General features: G+C 71.3%; 20 protein-coding genes. 13 read left to right on the top strand and 7 right to left on the bottom strand.

Annotation, left to right across the window (positions count from 1 at the left end; genetic code table 11):
- Window positions 1–276: 276 nt before the first annotated feature.
- The 4 genes from AB0I88_RS06610 to AB0I88_RS06595 all read left to right on the top strand — a co-directional run bounded on the left by AB0I88_RS06610 (window position 277) and on the right by AB0I88_RS06595 (window position 5,825).
- Complete coding sequence (locus tag AB0I88_RS06610) at window positions 277–1,098, top strand: DUF3152 domain-containing protein (RefSeq protein ID WP_361019247.1); 822 nt, start codon at window positions 277–279, stop codon at window positions 1,096–1,098.
- 68 nt (window positions 1,099–1,166) lie between these two features.
- On the top strand, window positions 1,167–3,644 hold the full coding sequence (locus tag AB0I88_RS06605; protein ID WP_361019244.1) for a DUF3152 domain-containing protein: 2,478 nt from the start codon (window positions 1,167–1,169) through the stop codon (window positions 3,642–3,644).
- A gap of 110 nt (window positions 3,645–3,754) precedes the next feature.
- Entirely contained in the window at window positions 3,755–4,936 is a 1,182-nt protein-coding gene (gene moeZ / locus AB0I88_RS06600; protein ID WP_361019241.1) for an adenylyltransferase/sulfurtransferase MoeZ, read from the top strand.
- A gap of 85 nt (window positions 4,937–5,021) precedes the next feature.
- Window positions 5,022–5,825, top strand: coding sequence for a prenyltransferase/squalene oxidase repeat-containing protein (locus tag AB0I88_RS06595; protein ID WP_361019238.1), 804 nt, complete (start codon window positions 5,022–5,024; stop codon window positions 5,823–5,825).
- 73 nt (window positions 5,826–5,898) lie between these two features.
- Here the strand turns inward: AB0I88_RS06595 and AB0I88_RS06590 are convergent, their stop codons facing one another.
- Both AB0I88_RS06590 and proB read right to left on the bottom strand, forming a co-directional pair.
- Window positions 5,899–7,140, bottom strand: a complete 1,242-nt coding sequence (locus tag AB0I88_RS06590; RefSeq protein WP_361019235.1) for a glutamate-5-semialdehyde dehydrogenase — start codon at window positions 7,138–7,140, stop codon at window positions 5,899–5,901.
- Between the two features lie 48 nt (window positions 7,141–7,188).
- On the bottom strand, window positions 7,189–8,301 hold the full coding sequence (proB, locus tag AB0I88_RS06585; RefSeq protein WP_361019232.1) for a glutamate 5-kinase: 1,113 nt from the start codon (window positions 8,299–8,301) through the stop codon (window positions 7,189–7,191).
- 62 nt (window positions 8,302–8,363) lie between these two features.
- On the opposite strand from proB, the gene AB0I88_RS06580 reads away from it, so the two are divergent.
- Both AB0I88_RS06580 and AB0I88_RS06575 read left to right on the top strand, forming a co-directional pair.
- Window positions 8,364–8,669, top strand: coding sequence for an MGMT family protein (locus AB0I88_RS06580; RefSeq protein ID WP_361019229.1), 306 nt, complete (start codon window positions 8,364–8,366; stop codon window positions 8,667–8,669).
- Entirely contained in the window at window positions 8,666–9,457 is a 792-nt protein-coding gene (locus AB0I88_RS06575; protein ID WP_361019226.1) for an SAM-dependent methyltransferase, read from the top strand. The genes AB0I88_RS06580 and AB0I88_RS06575 overlap by 4 nt, the downstream gene beginning before the upstream one ends.
- On the opposite strand, the gene AB0I88_RS06570 is transcribed toward AB0I88_RS06575, so the two are convergent.
- A complete protein-coding gene (locus AB0I88_RS06570) occupies window positions 9,452–10,129 on the bottom strand; it encodes a TetR/AcrR family transcriptional regulator (RefSeq protein WP_361019223.1) in 678 nt (225 codons plus the stop codon). The genes AB0I88_RS06575 and AB0I88_RS06570 overlap by 6 nt on opposite strands.
- A 101-nt stretch (window positions 10,130–10,230) precedes the next feature.
- Here AB0I88_RS06570 and AB0I88_RS06565 point away from each other — a divergent pair, with 101 nt between their 5' ends.
- Window positions 10,231–11,154, top strand: coding sequence for an NAD-dependent epimerase/dehydratase family protein (locus AB0I88_RS06565; RefSeq protein WP_361019220.1), 924 nt, complete (start codon window positions 10,231–10,233; stop codon window positions 11,152–11,154).
- Between the two features lie 122 nt (window positions 11,155–11,276).
- On the opposite strand, the gene AB0I88_RS06560 is transcribed toward AB0I88_RS06565, so the two are convergent.
- The gene (locus AB0I88_RS06560) at window positions 11,277–12,668 is read right to left on the bottom strand and encodes a gamma-glutamyltransferase (protein ID WP_361019217.1); all 1,392 of its coding nucleotides are present in this window, start codon (window positions 12,666–12,668) and stop codon (window positions 11,277–11,279) included.
- A gap of 48 nt (window positions 12,669–12,716) precedes the next feature.
- Between AB0I88_RS06560 and AB0I88_RS06555 the strand changes: the two genes are divergently transcribed.
- The 5 genes from AB0I88_RS06555 (at window position 12,717) to AB0I88_RS06535 (ending at window position 18,373) form a co-directional block, all read left to right on the top strand.
- Complete coding sequence (locus AB0I88_RS06555; RefSeq protein WP_361019214.1) at window positions 12,717–14,111, top strand: MFS transporter; 1,395 nt, start codon at window positions 12,717–12,719, stop codon at window positions 14,109–14,111.
- A gap of 9 nt (window positions 14,112–14,120) precedes the next feature.
- The gene (locus AB0I88_RS06550; protein ID WP_361019211.1) at window positions 14,121–15,707 is read left to right on the top strand and encodes an aminotransferase class V-fold PLP-dependent enzyme; all 1,587 of its coding nucleotides are present in this window, start codon (window positions 14,121–14,123) and stop codon (window positions 15,705–15,707) included.
- A gap of 161 nt (window positions 15,708–15,868) precedes the next feature.
- Window positions 15,869–16,432, top strand: coding sequence for a hypothetical protein (locus tag AB0I88_RS06545; protein ID WP_361019208.1), 564 nt, complete (start codon window positions 15,869–15,871; stop codon window positions 16,430–16,432).
- Complete coding sequence (locus AB0I88_RS06540; RefSeq protein ID WP_361019205.1) at window positions 16,387–16,914, top strand: NADH-quinone oxidoreductase subunit B family protein; 528 nt, start codon at window positions 16,387–16,389, stop codon at window positions 16,912–16,914. The genes AB0I88_RS06545 and AB0I88_RS06540 overlap by 46 nt, the downstream gene beginning before the upstream one ends.
- A 193-nt stretch (window positions 16,915–17,107) precedes the next feature.
- A complete protein-coding gene (locus AB0I88_RS06535) occupies window positions 17,108–18,373 on the top strand; it encodes a vanadium-dependent haloperoxidase (protein ID WP_361019202.1) in 1,266 nt (421 codons plus the stop codon).
- Here the strand turns inward: AB0I88_RS06535 and hemC are convergent.
- A complete protein-coding gene (gene hemC, locus AB0I88_RS06530; RefSeq protein WP_361019199.1) occupies window positions 18,370–19,290 on the bottom strand; it encodes a hydroxymethylbilane synthase in 921 nt (306 codons plus the stop codon). The genes AB0I88_RS06535 and hemC overlap by 4 nt on opposite strands.
- A 49-nt stretch (window positions 19,291–19,339) precedes the next feature.
- Here hemC and AB0I88_RS06525 point away from each other — a divergent pair, with 49 nt between their 5' ends.
- Window positions 19,340–20,629, top strand: a complete 1,290-nt coding sequence (locus AB0I88_RS06525) for a DUF2252 domain-containing protein (protein WP_361019196.1) — start codon at window positions 19,340–19,342, stop codon at window positions 20,627–20,629.
- 4 nt (window positions 20,630–20,633) lie between these two features.
- Here AB0I88_RS06525 and AB0I88_RS06520 read toward each other — a convergent pair whose 3' ends face one another.
- Together AB0I88_RS06520 and AB0I88_RS06515 are read right to left on the bottom strand one after the other, a co-directional pair.
- A complete protein-coding gene (locus AB0I88_RS06520; protein ID WP_361019193.1) occupies window positions 20,634–21,599 on the bottom strand; it encodes a hypothetical protein in 966 nt (321 codons plus the stop codon).
- A complete protein-coding gene (locus AB0I88_RS06515; protein ID WP_361019453.1) occupies window positions 21,592–22,128 on the bottom strand; it encodes a SigE family RNA polymerase sigma factor in 537 nt (178 codons plus the stop codon). Before AB0I88_RS06515 ends, AB0I88_RS06520 begins: the two co-directional genes overlap by 8 nt.
- Between the last annotated feature and the right edge of the window lie 34 nt (window positions 22,129–22,162).

Genomic DNA, 22,162 nt, shown 5'->3' with positions numbered 1-22,162 from the left:
TCACCTTTCGCGCACGCGGACACGCGGGGGACGAACCGGGTTGCATGTTGTAACGAAGGGCACAAGATCTTCTATGGGTGGGAAGCGGCCGCTCGTTATGGGAATCTGAGAAGCCTTGACTGCCTCCCCGCACTGATGGACGGGGAGTTCCCGGGTTTCCCGCCGCACAGCCCGCTGCCCCGAACGGAGGTCGCCTCGTTGAGGTCTCGCGCCGGTTTCACAGGCGGACACCGCCGACCCGGCGGCCAAGACCGTTGGCGGCAGTCCTGGCTGATCGTGCTGCTCGCCACCGTGGTGCTGTTCGGGGTCGCCGCGCTCGGCAGGCAATACACGGAGGGCACGGCTCCGCCCGGCGACCCGGCAGCCGCGGCGTCACCCACCGGGCCCGTCCGGTCCGCGCCGGCCGATCCGCCCGCCGAGGTTCCGGCCGCCGCGGCCGACCCGGTCGAGTCCGATCCGGTCGTGGAGCCGGGGTTCCCGGCCGAGGGTGTGCTGAAGCTCGGCGGCCGGGTGCCGTCCACCGGGTCCGGTGAGTTCGAGTTCGCGAGGGAGCGCAGCCCCGTCTTCGGCGCCAAGGGGCCGGTGCGCCGCTTCAAGGTGGCCGTGGAGAAGGGCAGCGGCGAGGACGTCTCCGCCTTCACCGCTCAGGTGGTCGCCACCCTCTCCGACGAGCGGAGCTGGATCGGCACCGGCCGGTTGCGGATGCAGATGGTCAGCGGCGCCGAGGCGGCCGACTTCACGGTCTACCTGGCGACCCGGGAGACGGCCGGGCAGATGTGCCAGCGGGGCGGCACCAACATCCGGATCGGCGGGGTGCCGTTCACGTCGTGCCGGGCCACCGGGAAGGCGATCCTCAACCTGGACCGCTGGCGCAAGTCGGCCCGCCCCTACCTGGAGTCCGGTGTCGGCCTGGCCGAGTACCGGCAGTACGTGATCAACCACGAGGTCGGGCACGAACTCGGGCACCGCCACGAGGGCTGCCCCAAGACGGGCGGGCCGGCCCCGGTGATGGTTCAGCAGACCCTCACGCTGCGTGGCTGCAAGCCGTATTCGTGGCCGCGCCGTAACGACAAGAACCTGACGGGACCGTCGCTCTGACGCTGTTCCGGTACGGAAATCCGAAAGTCCTGTGACAGGCGAGGAGTCGTGGCAGGCTGGCGCTTGCTATGGCAAACGCGACAAATGGCCCCGTTGATCCGGACGCCGGCATCGACCGGCGTGGCCGGGTTGAGCGGACCCGCGCCCAGGCGGATCCGGCCGCGCCCGCCGCCCCGGTCCGCCGGGCACGCACCGTGGCCGCCACGTCCACCACACGCTCGCCGGTGACCGCACAGACCGAACCGGCCCGCAAACCCGCCCGCAAGCCCTCGACCGCCGACGAGCCGGCCCGCAAACCGGTCGGCAAGAAGTCCACGACCGCCACCGAGCCGGCCAAACCCGCCGCGGTCAAGTCCACGTCGAGCCGGCCGGCGGCCACCCGTACGACGGCCCGCAAGACGGCCACCAGCGCCGCGGCGACACCGGACGAGCAGCCCCGCCCGGCACGCCGGCGTGCCACCAAGCCCGCCGAGACCACCACGGAACCCGACACCGGCGGTACGGCCCCGAACACCCGCCGGACCGCCGACGGAGACGACGGGCCGACCGGCCGGGCCCGCCGTACCGCCGAGGGAGACGACGGGCCGACCGGCCGGGCACGCCGTACCGGCCGGGCCGTCGCGGCACCGCCGGAGGAAGCCGTCCCGGTGGTGGAGGAGGCCCCGGAGCCGCCCGCCATGACCCGCGGCATCGTCGAACTCGCCGCCGAACGCCTCGCCGCCTCCCAAGCTGCCCGCGAGCAGAAGCCCGAGCCGCCGGCGCCCGCCGACGACGACCCGATGGCGGCGCCCGGCGCCTACATGAACCCGCGCGCCGCCGGTGGCCGCCGAACGGGCCGGTCGGGTGGCATCCGGGCCGTTCCCGGCGGCACCCGCCCCGGCACGGGCAGCCGGCCTCCGCTCGCCTCCCGCCCACCGGCCGGGCCGCCCGAGGCGGTCCGGCCGCACAGCGCCGGACCCGAACGATGGGACGGGCTCTCACCCGGCAACGGCTGGCTGGGGACGCCCGGCGCCCCATCCGGGCGGGAGGACGAACCCGTGATCGTCGGGCGCCCCGGCGCCCATCGGGCCACGAACCTCCCGGAACCGCCCGGAGGACCGGCCGTCAGCCCGGACCTTGACGCCGGGCCCGCCGGGATCGAGGTCCCTGGCAGTTCGCCCGAGGGGCCGGCCGCCGGTCCGGATCTTCACGCCGGGCCCGCCGGGATCGAGGTCCCTGGCAGTTCGCCCGAGGGGCCGGCCGCCGGTCCGGATCTTCACGCCGGGCCCGCCGGAACCGAGGCCCCCGGCAGCCCGTTCGAGGACGGTCCGGACGTCCGCTACCGGCGGACCCGGAACCGGCCCGGTCTGCCGCCCAGCCTGCGGCTGCCCGCGGAACTGCCGGACAACCTGTGGCCGCCGCCCGCGCTGATGGACCGGAGCCTGGCCGAGAACATCTACGTGCCACCGCCGGCCGGGGAGGCGCCACAGGCGCGTTCCCAGGCGCCGGCCCGGCCCGAGGCCCGGCCGATGGAGGAAGAGCCTGAGGCGCGGCCCGAGGCGCGGCCCGAGGTGCCCGAGGTGCCCGAGGACCCGGGCCCGGCGGCCACGCGGCGCCCGCACTCCACCGACCTGTCGCGGGAGGACGAGCACGAGCCGGCGTTCCTGCCGTCGGTGCTGGAACGCGGCGACCACGACATCGAGTACGTGCCGGCGCACTCCCGGGAGCACACCCCGGCCCGGCACGCGGCCCCCGAGACGGCTGTCGCCCGCCGGGTCCGGCGCCGCAGAAGGGCCGTGCTCATCGCGTACCTCCTGGTCGTGATCGTGGTTTTGATCGTGGGCCATCAGCTGCGCGGCAGGGAGGAGCCGCTGGCTCCGGGCCGGGACGCGGCGCAGCGGGCGGCCGAACCGGCGGGGGTGGGTCCCGCGGCCGGGCCGGAGCCGCCGATGACCAGAGCCGAACCGGTCGAGCCGGACGCCACGGCCGACAAGCCGAAGGCGAAGGCGGGCGAGTTCAAGTACGAGCGCGACCGCGGCCCGATGCTGGGCAGCGGCGGCAAGCTGTACCGCTTCCGGGTGGCGGTCGAGAAGATCGTCGAGGGCACGTCCGCCGGGGAGTTCGCCGAGTCGATCGACGAGACCCTGGGTGACGAACGGAGCTGGATCAACGACGGCCGGCTGCGGCTGCGCCGGGTGGCGGACGCCGGTGACGACGTCGACTTCACGATCTACCTGGCGTCGGCGCGCACCTCGGAGCGGATGTGCGCCGCCGGTGGCCTGGACACCGAGGGTTTCACCTCGTGCCGGATCCCCGGTCAGGTGATCATCAACGCGGACCGCTGGGCCGGCGCGGTGCCCGACTACCAGGGACGGCTGGAGCAGTACCGGCAGTACACGATCAACCACGAGGTGGGCCACGAACTCGGCCACGGGCACGAGAAGTGTCCCGGCGAGGGCGAGAAGGCGCCGGTGATGATGCAGCAGACCTTCGGCCTCAAGGGCTGTACGCCGAACTCCTGGCCCTATCTGGACGGCGAGCGATACTCGGGTGAGCCGGTAGCCTGAGTTATTCCGCGATCCCGCATGTCGGGCCAGTGTCCAACGTCATGGATCAGCGTCCGCGAATCGAGCAACAATGGGCGGCGATCCTTACCACCGAACCCGGGGAGTGAACTGTGGCTCTGCCCCCGCTCGTCGAGCCGGCCGCCGAGCTGAGCGTCGATGAGATCCGCCGCTATTCGCGTCACCTGATCATCCCCGATGTCGGGATGGACGGGCAGAAACGGCTGAAGAACGCCAAGGTCCTCGCCGTCGGCGCGGGCGGCCTCGGCTCACCGACGTTGCTCTACCTGGCCGCGGCCGGCGTGGGCACGCTCGGCATCATCGACTTCGACACCGTCGACGAGTCCAACCTCCAGCGCCAGATCATCCACGGCGTCTCCGACATCGGCACACCGAAGGCCGAGTCCGCGGCCCGCAGCATCGCCGAGGTCAACCCGCTGGTGAACGTGGTCATCCACAACACCGCGCTGGACCGCGACAACGTCAAGGAGATCTTCAGCCAGTACGACCTGATCGTCGACGGCACCGACAACTTCGCGACCCGTTACATGGTCAACGACGCTGCGGTGCTGCTCGGCAAGCCGTATGTCTGGGGTTCGATCTACCGCTTCGACGGCCAGGCCTCGGTGTTCTGGGAGGAGCACGGTCCCTGCTACCGCTGCCTCTACCCGGAGCCCCCGCCGCCCGGCATGGTGCCGAGCTGCGCCGAGGGCGGCGTCCTGGGCGTGCTGTGCGCGTCGATCGGCTCGATCCAGGTCAACGAGGCGATCAAGCTGATCACCGGCATCGGTGAGCCGCTGGTCGGGCGCCTGATGGTCTACGACGCCCTGGAGATGAGCTACCGCAAGATCAAGATTCGTAAGGACCCGAACTGCGCGCTCTGCGGCGAGAACCCGACGGTCACCGACCTGCTCGAGGACTACGAGGACTTCTGCGGCGCGGTCTCCGAGGAGGCGGTGGAGGCGATCACCGGCTCCACCATCACCGTCCGCGAGCTCAAGGACTGGCAGGACAGCGGCAAGGACATCTTCCTGGTCGACGTCCGCGAGCCCGCCGAGTGGGACATCAACCGGATCCCCGGCGCGGTGCTGATCTCCAAGGGCGAGATCCTGTCCGGCGCGGCGCTCGCGAAGTTCCCGCAGGACAAGCAGATCGTCCTGCACTGCAAGTCGGGCGTGCGCTCGGCCGAGGCCCTCGCCGCGATCAAGGCGGCCGGGTTCAAGGACGCCGTGCACGTCCAGGGCGGCATCGTCTCCTGGGTCAACACCATCGACCCGTCGCTGCCGTCGTACTGATTTCCTCCCCGGGGAGTCACCTTCGGGTGACTCCCCGAGACTAACGGACCTGCGGCCCACAGAATCGCCCGGTACCGTCTTCATCGTGATCGATATAGACGCCGCGATCGGCTACGTGGTCGCCCATGGTGATCCGGTGGAGCGGGCGCGGTTGTCCCACCTCAGGACCGGCCAGCCCGCCCCCGCGGAAGCCGTCGACCGGATCGCCGCGGGCCAGATGCCCGAGGGCGGCTGGCCCGCCTCCGCCGACGGCGCGATCCCGTCGATCGACGCCACCTGCTTCCGCCTCGCCGAGCTCGACGACATCGGCGCTCTCAACGACGCGGTCGGCGCGCGGGCGCTGTACTGGCTGGCCGGAGCACAGCGCGGCGACGGCACCTGGCAGGAACACGAGTCGCTGGCCGACCAGGCGCCACCCTGGGCGCTGCCCGGCGACCCCGAGGCGACCCTCTACCTGACTTCGGTCGCGGGCTTCTGGCTCACCGCGGCGGCCGTCGAGATCGACCCCCACCAGACCCGGTCCCCGTGGCACGAGGTGCTGCGTTCCGCCGCCGGCTGGGTGGTCTCCCAACTGCGCCCCGACGGCACCTGGCCGTCGTTCCTCGCGGCCGGCTGGCATGCCGCCGGCCTGTTGCACCAGCAGCAGTTCTTCTACGAGTCGGCGCGGGTGCAGCAGGTGCTCGGCGAGCGCCTGCCGGACATGACCCCGGCCGACGTGGCGTCGATGGCCGCCGCGCTGCGCCGGGTCAACCTGGGCGACGACTGGCTGCTGCAGAACGCACGCAAACGCCTGGGCCAGACCCAGCGCGGCGACGGCGGCTGGGACAGCAACGAGGGCCCGCTCTTCGACGTCAACATCACGCTGACGGCGCTGCGCGCCTGCCGCTGACGCTGTCGGCAACGGACCGGCTCGGGCGTGCGGGTCTGCCGGCGGTTGTCGGACAGTTCGGCCCAGGCTGGGATCAGCGGGTGTGGCCGTTGCCGGTGACGATGTACTTCGTGGAGGTCAGTTCCGGCAGGCCCATCGGTCCACGGGCGTGCAGTTTCTGCGTGCTGATGCCGATCTCCGCCCCGAAGCCGAACTCGCCGCCGTCCGTGAACCGGGTGGACGCGTTCACCATCACCGCCGCGGCGTCGACACTGGCCACGAACCGCCGGGTGGCGGTGGTCGACTCGCTGACGATGGCCTCGGTGTGACCGGTGCCCCAGCGGCGGATGTGGTCGAGGGCGTCGTCCAGGGAGTCGACGACGGCTACCGCGATGTCCGGGGACAGGTACTCCGTACCCCAGTCTTCGTCGGTGGCGGTGACCACCGCGTCGCTGTAACCGGCGACGCGGGCGTCGCCGTGCACGGTGACGCCGCGGTCGATCAGCTCCGGCAGCACCAGCGGCAGGAACGTGTCGGCGATCTCGGCGTGCACCAGCAGCGATTCGGCGGTGTTGCAGGTGGAGTAGCGCTGGGTCTTCGAGTTGACCGTGACGGCGAGTGCTTTCTCCAGGTCGGCGGCGGCGTCCACGTACACATGGCAGTTGCCCACGCCGGTCTCGATCACCGGCACGGTGGACTGCTCCACCACCGTTTTGATCAGGGAGGCGCCGCCGCGCGGGATCAGCACGTCGACCAGGCCACGGGCCCGCATCAGTTCCTTGACCGAGTCGCGGGTGGTGGCGTCGAGCAGTTGGACGGTGTCGGCCGGCAGGCCGGCGTCGGCGACGGCCTTGCGCAGCACCGAGACGATCGCCGCGTTCGACGAGAAGGCCGAGCCGGAGCCGCGCAGCAGAGCCGCGTTGCCGGATTTGAGGCAGATGCCGGCCGCGTCGGCGGTCACGTTCGGCCGGCCCTCGTAGATCATGCCGACCACGCCGAACGGGACCCGCACCTGCCGTAGCTCCAGCCCGTTCGCCAGGGTGGAGCCGCGCACCACGTCACCGACCGGGTCCGGCAGGGCGGCGAGCCGGCGCAGGCCGTCGGCCATCGCGGCGACCCGCTCCGGGGTCAGCGCCAACCGGTCGATCATCGCCTCGGAGAGGCCGTTCTCCCGGGCGTTCGCGATGTCGACGCCGTTGGCGTGCACGATGTCGTCGGTCCGCTCGACCAGCCGGTCCGCCATCAACAGCAGGGCCTTGTCCTTCTCCGCGCGGGTGGCCCCGGCCAGGTCGAACGAGGCGACTCGTGCCGCCGACGCCTGCTCCAGCACGCTCATGACAAACCCTTTCCAAAGATTCAGATCAAAACCGTCGATGGGGTACGGCTAAAGCAGCACCAGATCGTCTCGGTGTACGACTTCTCGTTCATAGCCCGGACCGAGTGCCGCGGCCAACTCGGGGGTGGACCGCCCCAGAAGCGCCGGCAACTCGACCGCGTCATAGTTGACCAGCCCGCGCGCCACCGAAGTACCGGAAACGGCGTCCACCAGGTCGACCGGGTCGCCGGCCGCGAACGACCCGTCGACCGCGGTGATCCCGGCCGGCAGCAGCGACTTGCGGCGGGCCACCACGGCCGCGACGGCGCCTTCGTCGAGGTGCAGGCGACCGCGCGGCGCCGTGGCGTGGGCCAGCCAGAACAGCCGGGCGGCGGGGCGGGTCGCGGACGCCTCGAAAAGGGTGCCGACGTCCTCACCGGCGAGCGCCGGCCCGGCCAGCGGGGCGGCGGTCAGCACGACCGGGATGCCGAAGCCGGTGGCGATCCGGGCGGCCTCCACCTTGGTCACCATGCCGCCGGTGCCGACCCCGGACTTGCCGGCCGACCCGATCGCGATGCCGTCGAGGTCGTTGTCGTCACGGACCAGCGAGATCTTCACCGACGCCGGATCGGACGGGTTGCCGGTGTAGAGGGCGTCCACGTCGGAGAGCAGCACCAGCAGGTCGGCGTGGGCGAGCGCGGCGACCAGGGCGGCGAGCCGGTCGTTGTCACCGAACCGGATCTCCTCGGTGGCGACCGTGTCGTTCTCGTTGACGATCGGCAGCGCGCCGAAGTCGAGCAGCTTGCGCAACGTCCGGTACGCGTTCCGATAGTGGACCCGCCGGGTCACGTCGTCGACGGTGAGCAGCACCTGCCCGACGGTGAGCCCGTGCCGGGCGAAACCCGCCGCGTACCGCCCGATCAGCAGACCCTGGCCGACCGAGGCGGCGGCCTGCTGGGTGGCCAGGTCACGCGGTCGGCGGCGCAGTCGCAGCGGGGCCAGCCCGGCGGCGATCGCGCCGCTGGACACCAGAACCACCTCACGCCCGCCGGTCGCCAGCGTGCCCAGCACGTCGACCAGGGCGTCGACCCGTTGCTCGTCGATGCCGCCCGCCGCGGTGGTCAGCGAGGACGACCCCACCTTGACCACTATCCGGCGCGCACCGGTAACCACTTCCCGCACCCGGCCCATTGTGCTCGGCAGGCCGGTGTCGATCGTTGCCAGATCCCATATCGTGGCGGGTGATGACACCGCAGGAGTACGTGGAAGAGGTCCTGACCCTGGTGGAGAGCATCCCCGAGGGGCGCGTCATGTCGTACGGCGCGATCGCGGAGGCGCTGGCCGAACGGTCCGGCCGCAATTCGCCCCGGCAGGTCGGGCGCATCATGGCGTTGCACGGCGGTGGCGTTCCCTGGCACCGGGTGTGCGGCGGCGGCGGACGGCTTCCACCGGGGCACGAGGCGCGGGCCAAGGCGCTGCTGCTGGCCGAGGGCGTGCCGATGCGCGGCGACCGGGTGCTGATGGCCGACGCCGGCTGGATGCCCTGGTGAAGGCCGGGTCACCGAGCCGTACGGCGTGGAGCGCGGCCCGCTACCGCGCCGCCCATCAGCTGCTGGAGGACGGCTCGATCTTCGAGGACGCGCTGGCCGTACCCCTGCTGGGTGAAGCGGAAGCGGATCTCCTGGCGGACGCCCCGCGCCGTGCCATGCGGCTGTTCATCGCGGCCCGGCACCGTTTCGCCGAGGACGCTCTGGCCGTCGCGGTGCGCCGCGGCGTGCGGCAGGCGGTGGTCCTGGGCGCGGGCCTGGACACGTTCGCCTACCGCAACCCGCACCCGGGCCTGACGGTGATCGAGGTGGACCATCCGGACACGCAGGCGTGGAAGCGGGAGCGGCTGGCCGCCGCGGGCATCAGTGTGCCCGGCACGGTCCGTCACGTCGGCGTCGACTTCGAGAAGGAGTCGCCGGCCGACCGGTTGCGCCTGGACGGGCCCGCCTTCTTCCTCTGGCTGGGTGTGGTGCCCTACCTGACCGCCGAGGGCTTCGCCTCGACGCTGGACGTCACGGCCGGGCACGAGGTCGTCTTCGACTACGCGCAGTCACCCGAGCGTGCGACGGGGGAGCGGCGTGCCCAACTGGAGGCGCGGGCCGATCGGGTGGCGCGGCTGGGCGAGCCGTGGCTGAGCTACTTCGAGCCCGACGAGATCGCCGCTGAACTGCGGGAACGAGGCTTCACCCGGATCGAGGACCTGGGCCCGGCAGCGCTGGCGGCGAGGTATTTCGGCCGCCCGGACGTGCCGCCGGAGACACCGGGCGGGCACGTCCTGCACGCGTCATAGCCCGGCCGCGGCGGCCGCGGCGCGCACCTGGTATTCGAAGAAGCCGCGCCGGTCCTCCTCGACCGACTTGTTGAGCTGCCCGAACAGCTCGAAGCTGATGGCGCCGCAGATCTGGAAGAACGCGGCGATCGTGTCGGCGATGACCCGCGGCGGCAGGTCGGGGTAGAAGGAGGCCGCGATCGGCTGAAGCTCCTCGATGAAACGCCCGGTCACCGGTGGTCGCTCGGCGACCGCATTCGATCGGTACGCCTCCGCGAGCGTGTGCCCGAGCAGCAGCATGACGCGGGTGGCCGGTTCGACGGTGTCCCGCGGCGCGGCGTAACCGGGGACCGGGCTGCCGTAGATCAGCGCCCACTCGTGCGGGTTGGCGAGCGCCCACTCACGTGCCGCGTGCGCCGCCGCCAACCATTTCCCCAGCGGCTCGGTCGCCTCTGCGGCGGCCCGCTCGGCCGCCTCGCCGATCGCGTCGTACGCGTCGATGATCAGCGCCGTGAGCAGTTCGTCGCGGCTCGCGAAGTACCGGTAGACGGCCGACGAGGCCATGCCGAGGTCGCGGGCGACCGCACGCAGCGAAAGGTTGGCTCCCTCGGTGGCCAGGTGACGGCGGGCCACCGTCTTGATCTCTTCGGTCATCTCGGCCCGGACGCGGGCTCGCAGGTTGGCGGCACTCATGCGGACCAGTGTGCCACAGCGAGAGCGGTGCTCTTGCATTTTGCGGAGACCCGTGCGACCGTTGTTCTCGACAAAGAGCACTGCTCGCAAAGGAGAACGCCATGCAGCTCGTAGTCGGTTCCGGCCCGATCGGCTCCACCGTCGCCCGCCTGCTCGCCGACAGCGGCGAGCGGGTCCGCGTCGTCACGCGCAGCGGCGGCGGCCCCGAACATCCGCTGATCGAGCGGATCGCCGCCGACGCGTCCGACCAGCACCGCCTCACCGAGCTCGCCGCCGGATCGACGGTCCTCTACAACTGCGCCAACCCGAAATACACCGAGTGGGCCGCCAAGTGGTTCCCGATGAACAACGCGATGATCGCCGCGGCCAAGTCGGCTGGCGCGGTCTACGCCATCACCGGCAACCTGTATGGATACGGTCCCCAGCCCGGCGGCCTGATGACCGAGAACAGCCCGCTCGCCGCCACCGGCCGCAAGGGCCGCATCCGCATCCGCATGTGGCAGGACGCGTGCGAGAGCGGAGTCCGCACGGTCGAAGCACGCGCCTCCGACTACCTGGGCGCCGGCGCGGCCGGCATCTTCTCCGCCGTCCTGCTCCCCGCCATGAACGCCGGCCGCACCGCCTGCGCCCCCGCCGACGTCGACGTGCCGCACAGCTTCACCTACACCGGTGACATGGCCCGCACCCTGATCGCCCTGGCCGCCGACGACCGCGCGCACGGAAAAGCCTGGCACGTCCCGTCACCGGCCCCGATCACCATCCGCGAGATCGCCGACCGCTACGCCACCCTGACCGGCCGGCCGAAACTGACCATCCGCAAACTGCCGCGCTTCGTGATGCGCACCGCCGGCCTGGCCGTCCCGATCGCCCGCGAACTGGCCGAGATGGACTACCAGTTCTACGCGCCGTTCATCCTCGACTCGTCCCTGACCGAGCGCACCTTCGGCCTGACGGCCGCCCCGATCGAGGTCGCCCTCCGCGAGACCGCCTCCGACGCCGAGGCCATCGCCGCCCGCCGCATGTGACGTTCGTCGTTCGCCGGGTCGTCACGGCCGGCCGCATGTGATGTCCGTCGTTCGCCGGGTCGTCACGGCCGGCCGCATGTGATGTCCGTCGTTCGCCGCGGCGGGCGACAGCCGATGCCGGTTCAGAGCAGCAGGCCCACACCGCCGCGCCGGGGATCACCGGCCGCCCCCGCCCGGCCCACCGCCGTCACCCCGCCGAAATAGTGGTTGATCTCCGGCCATTCGACGATCTGCCAGCCGGCGTCCGCCAGCGCCGCGAGCTCCGCGGGCGGACAGCCGGCTTCGGCGTGCACGGTGTCCTCCACGACGTGGAATCGCGGCCGGGCGATCGCCTCCGGCACGCTCAACCCGTCGACCAGCACCCCCAACAGCGTGTCCACCAGGGCGGTACGGATCCGCGACGCCCCCGCCGACCCCGCCGCCACGGCCAGCCCACCGTCCGGGGCGATCACCACGAGCGGGCACATGTACGAGTACATCCGCCGCCCCGGCGCCAGGTCGTCGGTGAGCAACTCCCCTTCGCCGAGCATCGAGTTCAGGTTGATGCCGAGACCGGGCAGCCACACCCCGGCGCCCAGTCCCAGCGTCGTGGTGATCACGCAGGCGTTCCCCTCGGCGTCGACCACCGAGACGTTGGTGGTGTCGCCGAGCCGCTGTCTGCCCCGGTTGAGCAGCGCGGACGCCACCCCCGGGGCCCGTCGTGGGCGGGACAGGTCGTCCGGCAACGCTCCGATCGTGTCGACCGTACGGTTCAGGTCATGCCGGGCGTGCACCCGGTGCCCGGCCATCGTGGCGTGATCCACCGGCGTTTCGTGCACCCGGTACTCGGCCAGGTCGGCGGGCCCGATCGTGCCGCCGGCCGCGCGCACGGTGTCCACCAGCACCTCCCCGTACTCCCCGGTGTAGAACACTTCCGGCCCGTCACTGGCCAGCGCGTCCATGGCCGTCGCGAGCCCCGGATGGAAGAGCAACTCGTCACCCTGCAACAGCCGCCCACCCGGCTGGTAGAGGGCGGCCCCCTCGCCGTACGCCAGCGCCGGCGCGCAGGACTCCAGCGTGCGCGCGTGCGCTGCGGGCAGCAGCACCCCGGTCCGGGCGAGTCCGGCGGCCGGCGCCACCACCTCGCGCCACGGCAACCGGCCCCAGCGCCGGTGCACCTCGCCCAGCCCGGCCGGAACTCCGGGCACCGCGACGCTCGCCCCACCGATCGAGTAGATCTGTGGCAGCCCACCGAAGAACACGTCGACCGCCACCATCGCCTCCGGCTTGCGGTCCCCGTCCAGGCCCGGCACGGCCACGAAGAAGTCCAGACAGGTGACCTTGCCGCTGCTCGCCTCGAAATAGGTGGCGAAGCCGCCACCGCCGAGTCCCGTGTAAACGGTCTCGGCGACACAGCAGGCCAGGACGGCGGCCACCGCCGCGTCGGCGGCCGACCCTCCGGCCTGCAGAATTCGCACCCCCGTGCGCGCGGTCGCCGGGTGACTGGCGGCGACACCGGCCGCAACGCTTTTCATGCGGCGAGCGTAGAAGGAACCGCCCGATCATGGTTACGATGCGCGTCGATGACGACCGGTGGTCCCTCTCCCGTGGTACCCCCGACGAGTGTTCTTCCTCGCGGCGTTTTGGCTGGGTATGCCCTCGGCTCGATGGTCACCGGCGCGTTCGGCACGGTGCCCGGTTTGCTTCTTCTGCCTTATCTGACCGACACGCTCGGTGTAGCGGCGGGTGTTGCCGGATTGCTGGTCCTCCTTCCGAAAGCGTGGGACGTGCTGGTCAACCCGCTGGCCGGCCGGATCTCCGACCGCAGCGGCGCCCGCCGCCCGTTCCTGCTGGTCGCCGGCCTGTTCCTGGGGCTGCTCTTCGCGGCCGTCTTCGCGGCGCCGTTCCCCGGCGAGGCCGCCTCCGGCGCCTACGTCGCGTTCGCCTTCCTCGCCGCCGCCACCGCGTTCGCCTTCTTCCAGGTGCCCTACGTGGCGATGCCCGCCGAGTTGACCGACGGATACACCGAGCGCACCCGGCTGATGACCTGGCGGGTCGCAGTCCTGGCGCTGGCCATCCTGATCTCCGGCGCCCTCGCGCCGCTGGTGGTCGAGCTGACCGGAGGCGGCCGTGAAGGCCACCGGTGGTCCGGCGCGTTCGTCGGCTCACTCATCGTCGTGGGCACGCTCGCCACCTTCTTCGGTACGCGTGGAGCACTCACCCACACGGCCACCGCCGCCGAGCCCAGTCTCCGCGCCCAACTGCGCGTGGCCGCCGGCAATGCCCCCTTCCTCGCTCTGCTGATCTGCTGGATCGTGCAGGCCGCCGGCATCGGCACCATGCTGGCCGGAGTCAAGTACTTCGCCGACCACGTCATCGTCCAAGAGGCCGGGGCGACCTTCCTGTTCGCCGCGTTCGTCGGCCCGGCCCTGCTGGTCATGCCCCTGTGGACGGCCGTCGGCAGGCGGCACGGCAAACTCCGCTCGCTCGTCGCCGCGTCGCTGCTCTTCGCCACCGGCGCACTGATCCTGCTCGCCGCACCGGCTCTGCCCGGCGTCGCGATCTATCTGATTGTCGCGCTGGTCGGCGCCGGTTACGCGGGTCAGCAGGTGTTCGCCATGGCCATGCTGCCGGACTGCATCGCCTACGACACCGAGCGGACCGGCCGCCGCCAGGCCGGCGTCTTCACCGGTCTGTGGACGGCGGGGGAGACCCTCGGGTTGGCGCTCGGGCCCGGTATCTACGCATTGATCCTCCAGCTTTTCGGCTATGTCTCGTCGGCCACCGGCGAGTCGGCCGCACAGAGCGACACGGCGCGGCTCGGGGTGCTGCTCGGCTTCACGGTGGTCCCGGCCGTGCTGGTCGGCGTCGCCGTGTTGCTGCTGCGACGCTACGACGATCGGGTCGCCGGTGGCGGCGGGCCTGTGGACAACCCGCCGGTGTGGACAACCGAGGAGCGGGCGCCGGAGGAGGGGTAACGTCGCGGCATGATCGATGCGCTGCCGGACAAGGGCGTGCCGGGCGAGCAGATCCTCGCCGAGCTGCGGGAGCTGCGTGGCGGTGACCTGCCGACACACGGCGGTCGCCTTTTCGCCTATGTCTACGACCCCGCACTGGAGGGTCTGGACGACCTGGCCAGGGCCGCTCACGCCACGTCCGCACACGTCAACGGGCTCGACCCGACCGCCTTCCCCTCCCTGCTGGCGATGGAGAATGCCCTGGTCGCCGCAGCCGCCAAACTCCTCGGCGGAGCCCCGGTGACGGCCGCCAGCGGCCCAGCGGCGGGCAGCGCGACCGCCAGCGCTCCAGTGGTGGGCAGCGCGACCGACGGCGGCCCAGTGGTGGGCAGCGCGGCCGGCGGCGGCCCAGTGGTGGGCAGCGCGGCCGGCGGCGGCCCAGTGGTGGGCAGCGCGGCCGGCGGCGGCCCAGTGGTGGGCAGCGCGACCAGCGGCGGCACCGAGTCGCTGATTCTCGCCGTCAAGGCGGCCCGTGACGCTCATCCCGAGATCGCCAGGCCGCGCCTGGTGGTCCCGTCCACGGCGCACGCGGCTTTCGCGAAGGCCGCGCACTATCTGCGAGTGGAGCTCGACACCGTGCCGGTGAAGGGACTGCGGGCGGACCCTCCTGCTATGGCCGCGGCAATCACCCCCGACACCGTGCTGGTCGCGGCCTCCGCCCCCAGTTACGCCCACGGTGTCGTCGACCCGATCCCGGAGCTGGCGGCCATCGCGGCCGAGCGCGGGGTGCGGTTCCACGTCGATGCCTGCTTCGGCGGCTGGATCCTGCCCTACCTGCGGCGGCTCGGCGCCGACCTGCCGGATTTCGACTTCTCCGTGCCCGGTGTCACGAGCATCTCGGTCGACCTGCACAAATACGCGTATGCCCCGAAGGGCGTCTCGATCCTGCTGCATCGGGACGAGGCGCTGCGCCGCCCGCAGTACTTCGCCTACGCGGACTGGCCCGGCTACACCATGGTCAACCCGGTGATCTCGTCCACCCGCTCGGGTGGCCCGATCGCGGCCGCGTTCGCCACGCTCCGCTCCATCGGTGACATCGGCTACCTGGAGCTGGCGACCCGCACCCGCGAGGCGGTCGCCATCCTGGCCGCCGCGGTCGAGGAGACCGACGGCGTCCGGCTCTACGCCCCGGCCGAGACCAGTGTGGTCTGCCTGGCCGCCGACGGTGTCGACCTGTTCGTCCTGGCCGACGAGCTCGCGGCCCGCGGCTGGCACACCCAGCCCCAGATGGCCTACGCCGACCTGCCCCCGACCATTCACCTCACGGTGACCGCGGCCGTCCGCGCGACGGCCACCGACTTCGGCCCCGACCTGGCGGCGGCCGTGGCCGCGGCGAAGGCCCGGGGCCCGGTCGAGCTGCCACCGCTGCCCCCGCTGACGCCTGAGATGATCACCCCCGACCTGATCGCCTCCCTGGCCGAGGGGCTGGGCCTGGCCGGCGGCGACTTCACGCAGATGGCCACGGTCAACTCCATCCTGAGTGCCGCCCCGCCCGCCCTGCGCGAGGCTCTCCTGACCGGCTTCCTGAGCTTCCTCCAACGCCCGGTGACGTATTGACGCAGTCATTGCGTCACGTAGGTGGTCCAATGCTGTTCGCCACGCCGGCGCTGAGCGCCACGGACCAAGAGGACCTGGCCGCTGTCGAGCGGATGCGCCGCGACCTGCGGCATCAGGTGCAGGCCAAACCGGCGAAATGAACGCTCGGGCTTCGGAGGTTCTTGACGGCCGCCGCGGTCGCGGGTTCGAACTCCATCGAGGGCTTCCGTGTCAGCGCGGTTGATGTCCAGGACCTGATGGATGGAGAGAAGGACGTCGAGGTCTCCGAGGAGAACCGTGCGGAGACCCTCGCCTGTCAGCGCATGATGACCTATGTGCAGACGCTGCACGGCGTCACGGATTTCACCTACAGCAAGGGCCTGCTGAACGCGCTTCACTGGATGCTGCAGGGCCATCGCCACGCTCGGCGCAAGCCGGCCAGCCAGTGGCGCGGTGGACCGGTCTACGTCACCGATCCGACCGATCCGAGTTTCGCCGCCTACACGGCTTCGGCCGCAAGCGAAGTACCGGTGCTGATGGGCGAGCTGGTGGCCTGGCTGAACGCGGCTGCTGGAGCCGGTCGGCCGCACCCGGGCGCGGTACCACACCGAGGGGCCGGGCTTTCCGGAGGACGTGCTGGAGGCGGCTCGTACACCGATGACGCTCAGCGAGCCGTATCAGGATGCAGTAGGTTGACGCCGTGGCCCTTCCTGGTGTGCTCGGAGAACCCATCCGGTTCGTGCTGAACTGGGGACGCCGCTATTCGCTCTGGGTGTTCAATTTCGGGCTGGCCTGCTGTGCGATCGAGTTCATCGCGTCCAGCATGGCCCGGCATGACTTCATGCGGCTCGGAGTGATCCCGTTCGCGCACGGGCCACGCCAGGCGGACCTCATGGTCGTGTCCGGCACGGTCACGGACAAGATGGCGCCGGCCATCAAGCGGCTCTACGACCAGATGCCCGAGCCGAAGTATGTGATCTCGTTCGGCTCCTGCTCGAACTGCGGTGGGCCGTACTGGGATTCGTATTCGGTCACCAAGGGCGTCGACCAGATCATTCCGGTGGACGTCTATGTGCCGGGCTGCCCGCCGCGGCCGGAGGCGTTGCTGCACGGCATCCTGCGGCTCCAGGAGAAGATCGCCGCCGAGCGGTCCGGCCCGGGCGGTGTGCACCGGCCCGACCCGCTGGCGCTGACCGCCCCGGTGATCCACCCGCCGAAAGGGCGCTGAGCCGAAGCCGCATCGGGGTAAACCGGACGGCCGGCGGCTGGGAGCGGTGAAGCCGGAGAACGGCGGCCGGCGAACCGCAAACCGAGACGGCTGTAAATGGCTCAGCAAGTTGTCCGCCAATGCATTGCGATCAATCGGCTGCGGCCTGAAGGCTGAACCCCGTTCGTGTGGAAGCACCGATCGGGGGGACTCCGTGGCACGCCTTCTCCGCAGAACGCTGGGAGCGATCATCGCGACCGTCCTGGCGTCGACCGCGCCCATGCCGGCCGCCGCGCACGGCGCCGGAGCACCGAACGCCGTCGTCACCTGGCACGTTCACGCCCAGGCAGCCATCTTCGATGTCGCCCGGCAGACGCCGAACGCGGCGTCCCGCAGTTTCGCCATGGTGCAGGGCGCCGTCTTCGACGCGGTGAACGCGATCGCCGGTGCTCCCTACGAGCCGTACCTGGTGGCGCCGGAGAGCAGTCGCGGCGATTCGGTTCCCGCGGCGGTCGCCGCCTCGGCGTACCGGGTGCTGGTCTCGCTCTTCCCTGCCCAGGCCGACGCGTTGCGGGCGCGGTATGACGAGGAGCTAACCAGGATTCCGGACGGTCGCGCGAAGCGCGGCGGAATCGCGGTCGGCGAGGCCGCGGCCGCCGCGATGATCGCCGATCGCACCGGCGACGGCGCTTTCGACACCAGCGTGACCTGGCCGGTCAGCGAGGTGCCGGGCGGATACCGGCTGACTCCGCCGAACTTCGTGCAGTCCGGCGCCTGGTACGCCTACCTGAAACCGTTCGTGGTCCGTGACCCCACGCGTTACCGGGTGTCCGGCCCGCCGGCCCTGACCAGCGCCGACTACGCCCGCCAACTGAACGAGGTGAAGTCTCTCGGCGCGGCCGGCAGCACGGCCCGCACCCCGGCTCAGACGGAGGCGGCGATCTGGTGGGACGACTTCCACATGGTCGAGTGGGAGATACGGCGGGTGCTGGCCACCGGGCAGCGGCTCGGCAATCTGGCGACGGCCCGGCTGTTCGCCCAGACCGACATGGCCACCGTCGACGCGCTGATCTCCTGCTACCAGCAGAAGCGTCACTGGAGTCTGTGGCGGCCGGTGACCGCGATCCCGCTGGCCGACACCGACGGCAACCCGGCGACGGTCGCCGACCCGGCGTGGCAGCCGCTGCGGGTGACCGCGCCGTCGCCGGAGTGGCCGTCCGGCCACGCCTGCTACACCTCGGCCACGATGGTCAGTTTCCGGGCCTTCTTCGGCCGGGACCGGCTGCCGTTCCACGCTTTCAGCCCCGACTCCGGAACCACCCGCTACTTCGACAGTTTCGCGAAGGCGCAGGCCGAGGTGCAGTCGGCGAGGATCTGGGCGGGCGTGCACTACCGCGGCGCCACGGTTCTCGGCGATCAGCTGGGCACGGCCGTCACCCGCGAGGTGGTGCGGAGTTTCGCCCAGCAGAACCGACCCTAACTCTCGAGGATCTCCCGTGCGCCCTGGCGCAGCAGCGAGGCGGCCACCGACGTCCCGAGGACCACGGGGTCGGTGGCCCATTCGTGCGCGTCGAGCACGGTCTTGCCGTCGAGGCTGATCACCCGGGCGCGCAGGCTGATCCGCCCGTCCGGCTCGGTGCGGGCGTAGCCCCCGATCGGCGAGTGGCAGCTCCCTTGCAGGATGTGCAGCATGGTCCGTTCGGCCTCGGTCTCCCGTTCGGTACGCCGGTCGCCGAGCGCGGCTGCGATCTCCAGGGCCGCCTCGTCCTCCTGACGGCATTGGAGCACGAGGGTTCCGGAGCCGACCGCGGGGACGAAGGTGTCGACGCCGATCGGATGGGTGATCCGCCCCGGCTGGTCGATGCGGTGCAGCCCGGAGACCGCGAGGAGCAGCGCGTCGTATTCTCCCGCGTCGAGCCGGGCCAGACGGGAGTTGGCGTTGCCCCGGATCGGCACCGGTGTCAGGTGTGGCCAGTGCAGGGCGAGCTGGGCGATACGGCGGACGGCCGACGTCCCGATCCGGGCTCCCCCGGGCAGCTCGTCGATGCGGAGCCCGCCGGGGTGGACGAGGCAGTCCCGCACGTCGTCACGGCTCAGGTAGGCGGCGAACACCGTCCCGGCGGGGGCGGGCCGGTCGCCGGGCACGTCCTTGACGCAGTGCACGGCAAGGTCGGCCCGCCCGTCGAGGAGCGCCTGGTCGACCTCTTTGGTGAAGGCGCCTTTGCCGCCGAGCTCGGACAGCGCGCCCTGCCAGCGGTCACCGCTGGTGGTCAGGGGCACGACCTCGACGTTCACCTCTGGGCGCCGTTCGGCGAGCATCCGGCGGACCCGTTCGACCTGGGCCAGCGCCATGGGGGAGGAGCGGGTTCCGATACGCAGCAGGCGTGAAGCGGACATAGCGGAAAGGGTAACCGTATGCTCGTCCAACGTGAGTACCGTGACGGACATGAGGGCCGACTTCATCATCGACGTTCTGACCCGTGAGTTCGGTGAGCTGATGGCTCTCGACCCGGCAGCGTTCCGCCGTAAGTTCCGGAAGATGGCGGCTTCCCCGTTCGCGTTCTACCGGGGCAGCGCCTCGCTCTTCTACGCCGACCTGGCCGGCGACTACCGGGACGACGCTTTCCTCGACGACCGGACGAGCCGGGTCTGGATCCACGGTGACCTGCACGCCGAGAACTTCGGCACGTACATGAACTCGTCCGGTCACCTGGTCTTCAACGTCAACGACTTCGACGAGGCGTATGTCGGGCCGTACACCTGGGATCTGAAGCGGTTCGCGGCCAGTGTCGCGCTGATCGGCTATTCGAAGGCACTGTCCGACGACGTCATCACGGCGCTGGTCACCACGTTCGCGCGGTCCTATCTGACCGAGTTGCGGGCCATCGCGCACGGCGGTGACGACGCGATCGGCTCGATCACCCTGGAGAACGCGACCGGTGTGCTGCGGCGGGTGCTTCAGCAGGCCCGGCTCAACACCCGGGTCGCCCTGCTCGGCGAGCAGACCACGATCGACGACTTCGACCGCCGGTTCTCGCTGGGCGACGGCGTCTACGAGGTGGACGCCGCCACCGGCACGATGGTGCGGGAGGCGTTCGACCGCTACCTGGACACGCTGCCGCAGGTGACCCGGCCGGTGTCGATGCACATCAAGGACATCAAGCTGCGCAAGGGCGTGGGGATCGGGTCGGCCGGTCTGCCGTCGTACAACCTGCTGCTCGAGGGGCACACCGAGGCCCTCGAGAACGACGTGATCATCTACATGAAGCAGGCCCAGATCCCGGCGGTCGCCCGTTGGATCGACGACGACCGGGTTCGCGGCTATTTCAAACACCAGGGCCACCGTACGAGTGAGTCGCAGCGGGCCCTGCAGGCGCACGCCGACCCGTGGCTGGGCTACACCGAGCTGGACGGGGTGGGGCAGTTGGTCGCCGAGGTCTCCCCGTACGCCGCGGATCTCGACTGGTCCGACGTGAACGAGCCGGACGAGCTGACCGGGGTGATCGCCGACCTGGGCCGTGCGGTGGCCCGGATGCACTCGGTCGCCGACGACGAGTCGAGTCACGACCTGGTCGACTTCTCCACCGAGGAGGCGATCGTCGCGGTCGTCGACAAGGACGAGGCCGGCTTCGTCCAGCACCTGGTGGACTTCGCGCACCGGTACGGTGACCAGGCCCGCGAGGACCACCAGGACTTCGTCGACGTGTTCCGCAACGGCCGCCTCCCCGGCCTGTGAGCGCTTACCGAGGCACGAACTGGACCATGAAGTCGGCCGAGGCGAACGGCTTCGACGACTCGAACGTGATCCTGTAGCGGAGATCTCCGCTGCCTCGCGCCGGTTCGAAGTCGTACCGCTTCGGCGGCCACTGACACGGCACCCGGACGGTGTCGACCACCTTGCCGGAGGCTTTCAGGATGTCGACCCGGAGCGTGCCGCGTCCGGCGCAGGCGCCGAGCACACGGAACCACCCGCCGACATGGCTGGGCAGGTCGTCCACGAGACCACGCCGGCCCGCGGTGATGCCGCCACCGGACCCGAATCCTTTGTCGGACGTCAGGTGCAGGGCGAACGTCGGGTTCGCGCGCTCGTCCTGCGCGGTCAGCGGCTCGCCGGTGTCGCTGGTGATCCGGAAGGCCAATCCGGCCGGTTTCGCCGGAGTCCCGACGTCCACGATCTTGTAGTCGACATCGGGGAAGTTCTGACCGATCTCGAAGGCGGTCTCCACCGGCTCGGGTTTCTCGGCACAGGGCACATCCAGGCGGGCCAGCTCGACCGGCTCGGTCTGCAGCATCTCACTGCCCGGGTTGCCGATGACGGCGAGAGTGAGGCTTCCGTCCCCGGCACAGGTGGCGCGCAGCGTCAGCCCGCCGAAGTAGCGGGTGCTCGACGCCACCCAGCCCGGCTTCACCTCGGTGGCCTTCTCGACGGCGGCCGGCGTGGAGGACGTGCCCAGCGCGACCTTCGCGGTCTGCGTCAGCTTCACCGGGTCGGCCGGAAGTTCCCTCTTCTCCGGAGGGGGCGGCGGCCGCATCCCCGCGATCACGCCACCGACGACCGCGAGCACCACGATCGCGGCCAGGGACACGGCCCGGCGGGTGCGGCGGATCCGCACCGTGCGGCGGGCCGCCTCGGCCCCCGGAGGGCGGATCGCCCGGATCGCCGACGGGCGGGTCCGCGCGAAGATCTCCTCGAGCTGGTCAGACATGGGTCACCCCCTCCGCGTCGGCGCCGAGTAGTCCGGCGAGGGTGCCGCGTGCCCGGTGCAGCCAGGACTTGACCGTCCCCTGGGCCACGCCCTCCCGCTCGGCGATCTCGGCGATGGTCAGGTCGCCCAGGTAGTGCAGGACCATGGCGCGCCGCTGGGCGGGCGGCAGTTCGGCGAGCGCGGCGACCAGCGCCACCCATTCGCCGCTCGGCCCGTCCAGCTGCGGTTCGTCGGCCCGCTGTTTGCGCAGGAAGTTCAGCGCGGTCCGGGCTCGGCGCCACCGGCTCACCGCCAGATTCCAGGCGGTACGGCGTACCCAGGCGGCCGGATCGTCGTACCGGCAGACCGTCGACCAGCGGGAAAGGGCGCGACAGAACGCTTCCTGTGCGATGTCCTGGGCCTCCTGACGGTCACCGAAGTACGCGTACAACTGCACGGTCAACCCCGCGTAGTGCGCGGCGTAGACCTCGTCGAACGTCGGTGGGTCGTGATGCACGGCGGCCGGTGTCTCCGATCGTTGCTCGGCGATGGCTCTCACGGCGACTACACGCGCGTGCCCGGCG

The sequence above is a fragment of the Actinoplanes sp. NPDC049802 genome (assembly GCF_040656595.1).
Taxonomy (GTDB): domain Bacteria; phylum Actinomycetota; class Actinomycetes; order Mycobacteriales; family Micromonosporaceae; genus Actinoplanes.
Note: the sequence above shows the minus strand (reverse complement) of the source record. Positions and strands in the feature narration are given on the sequence as shown.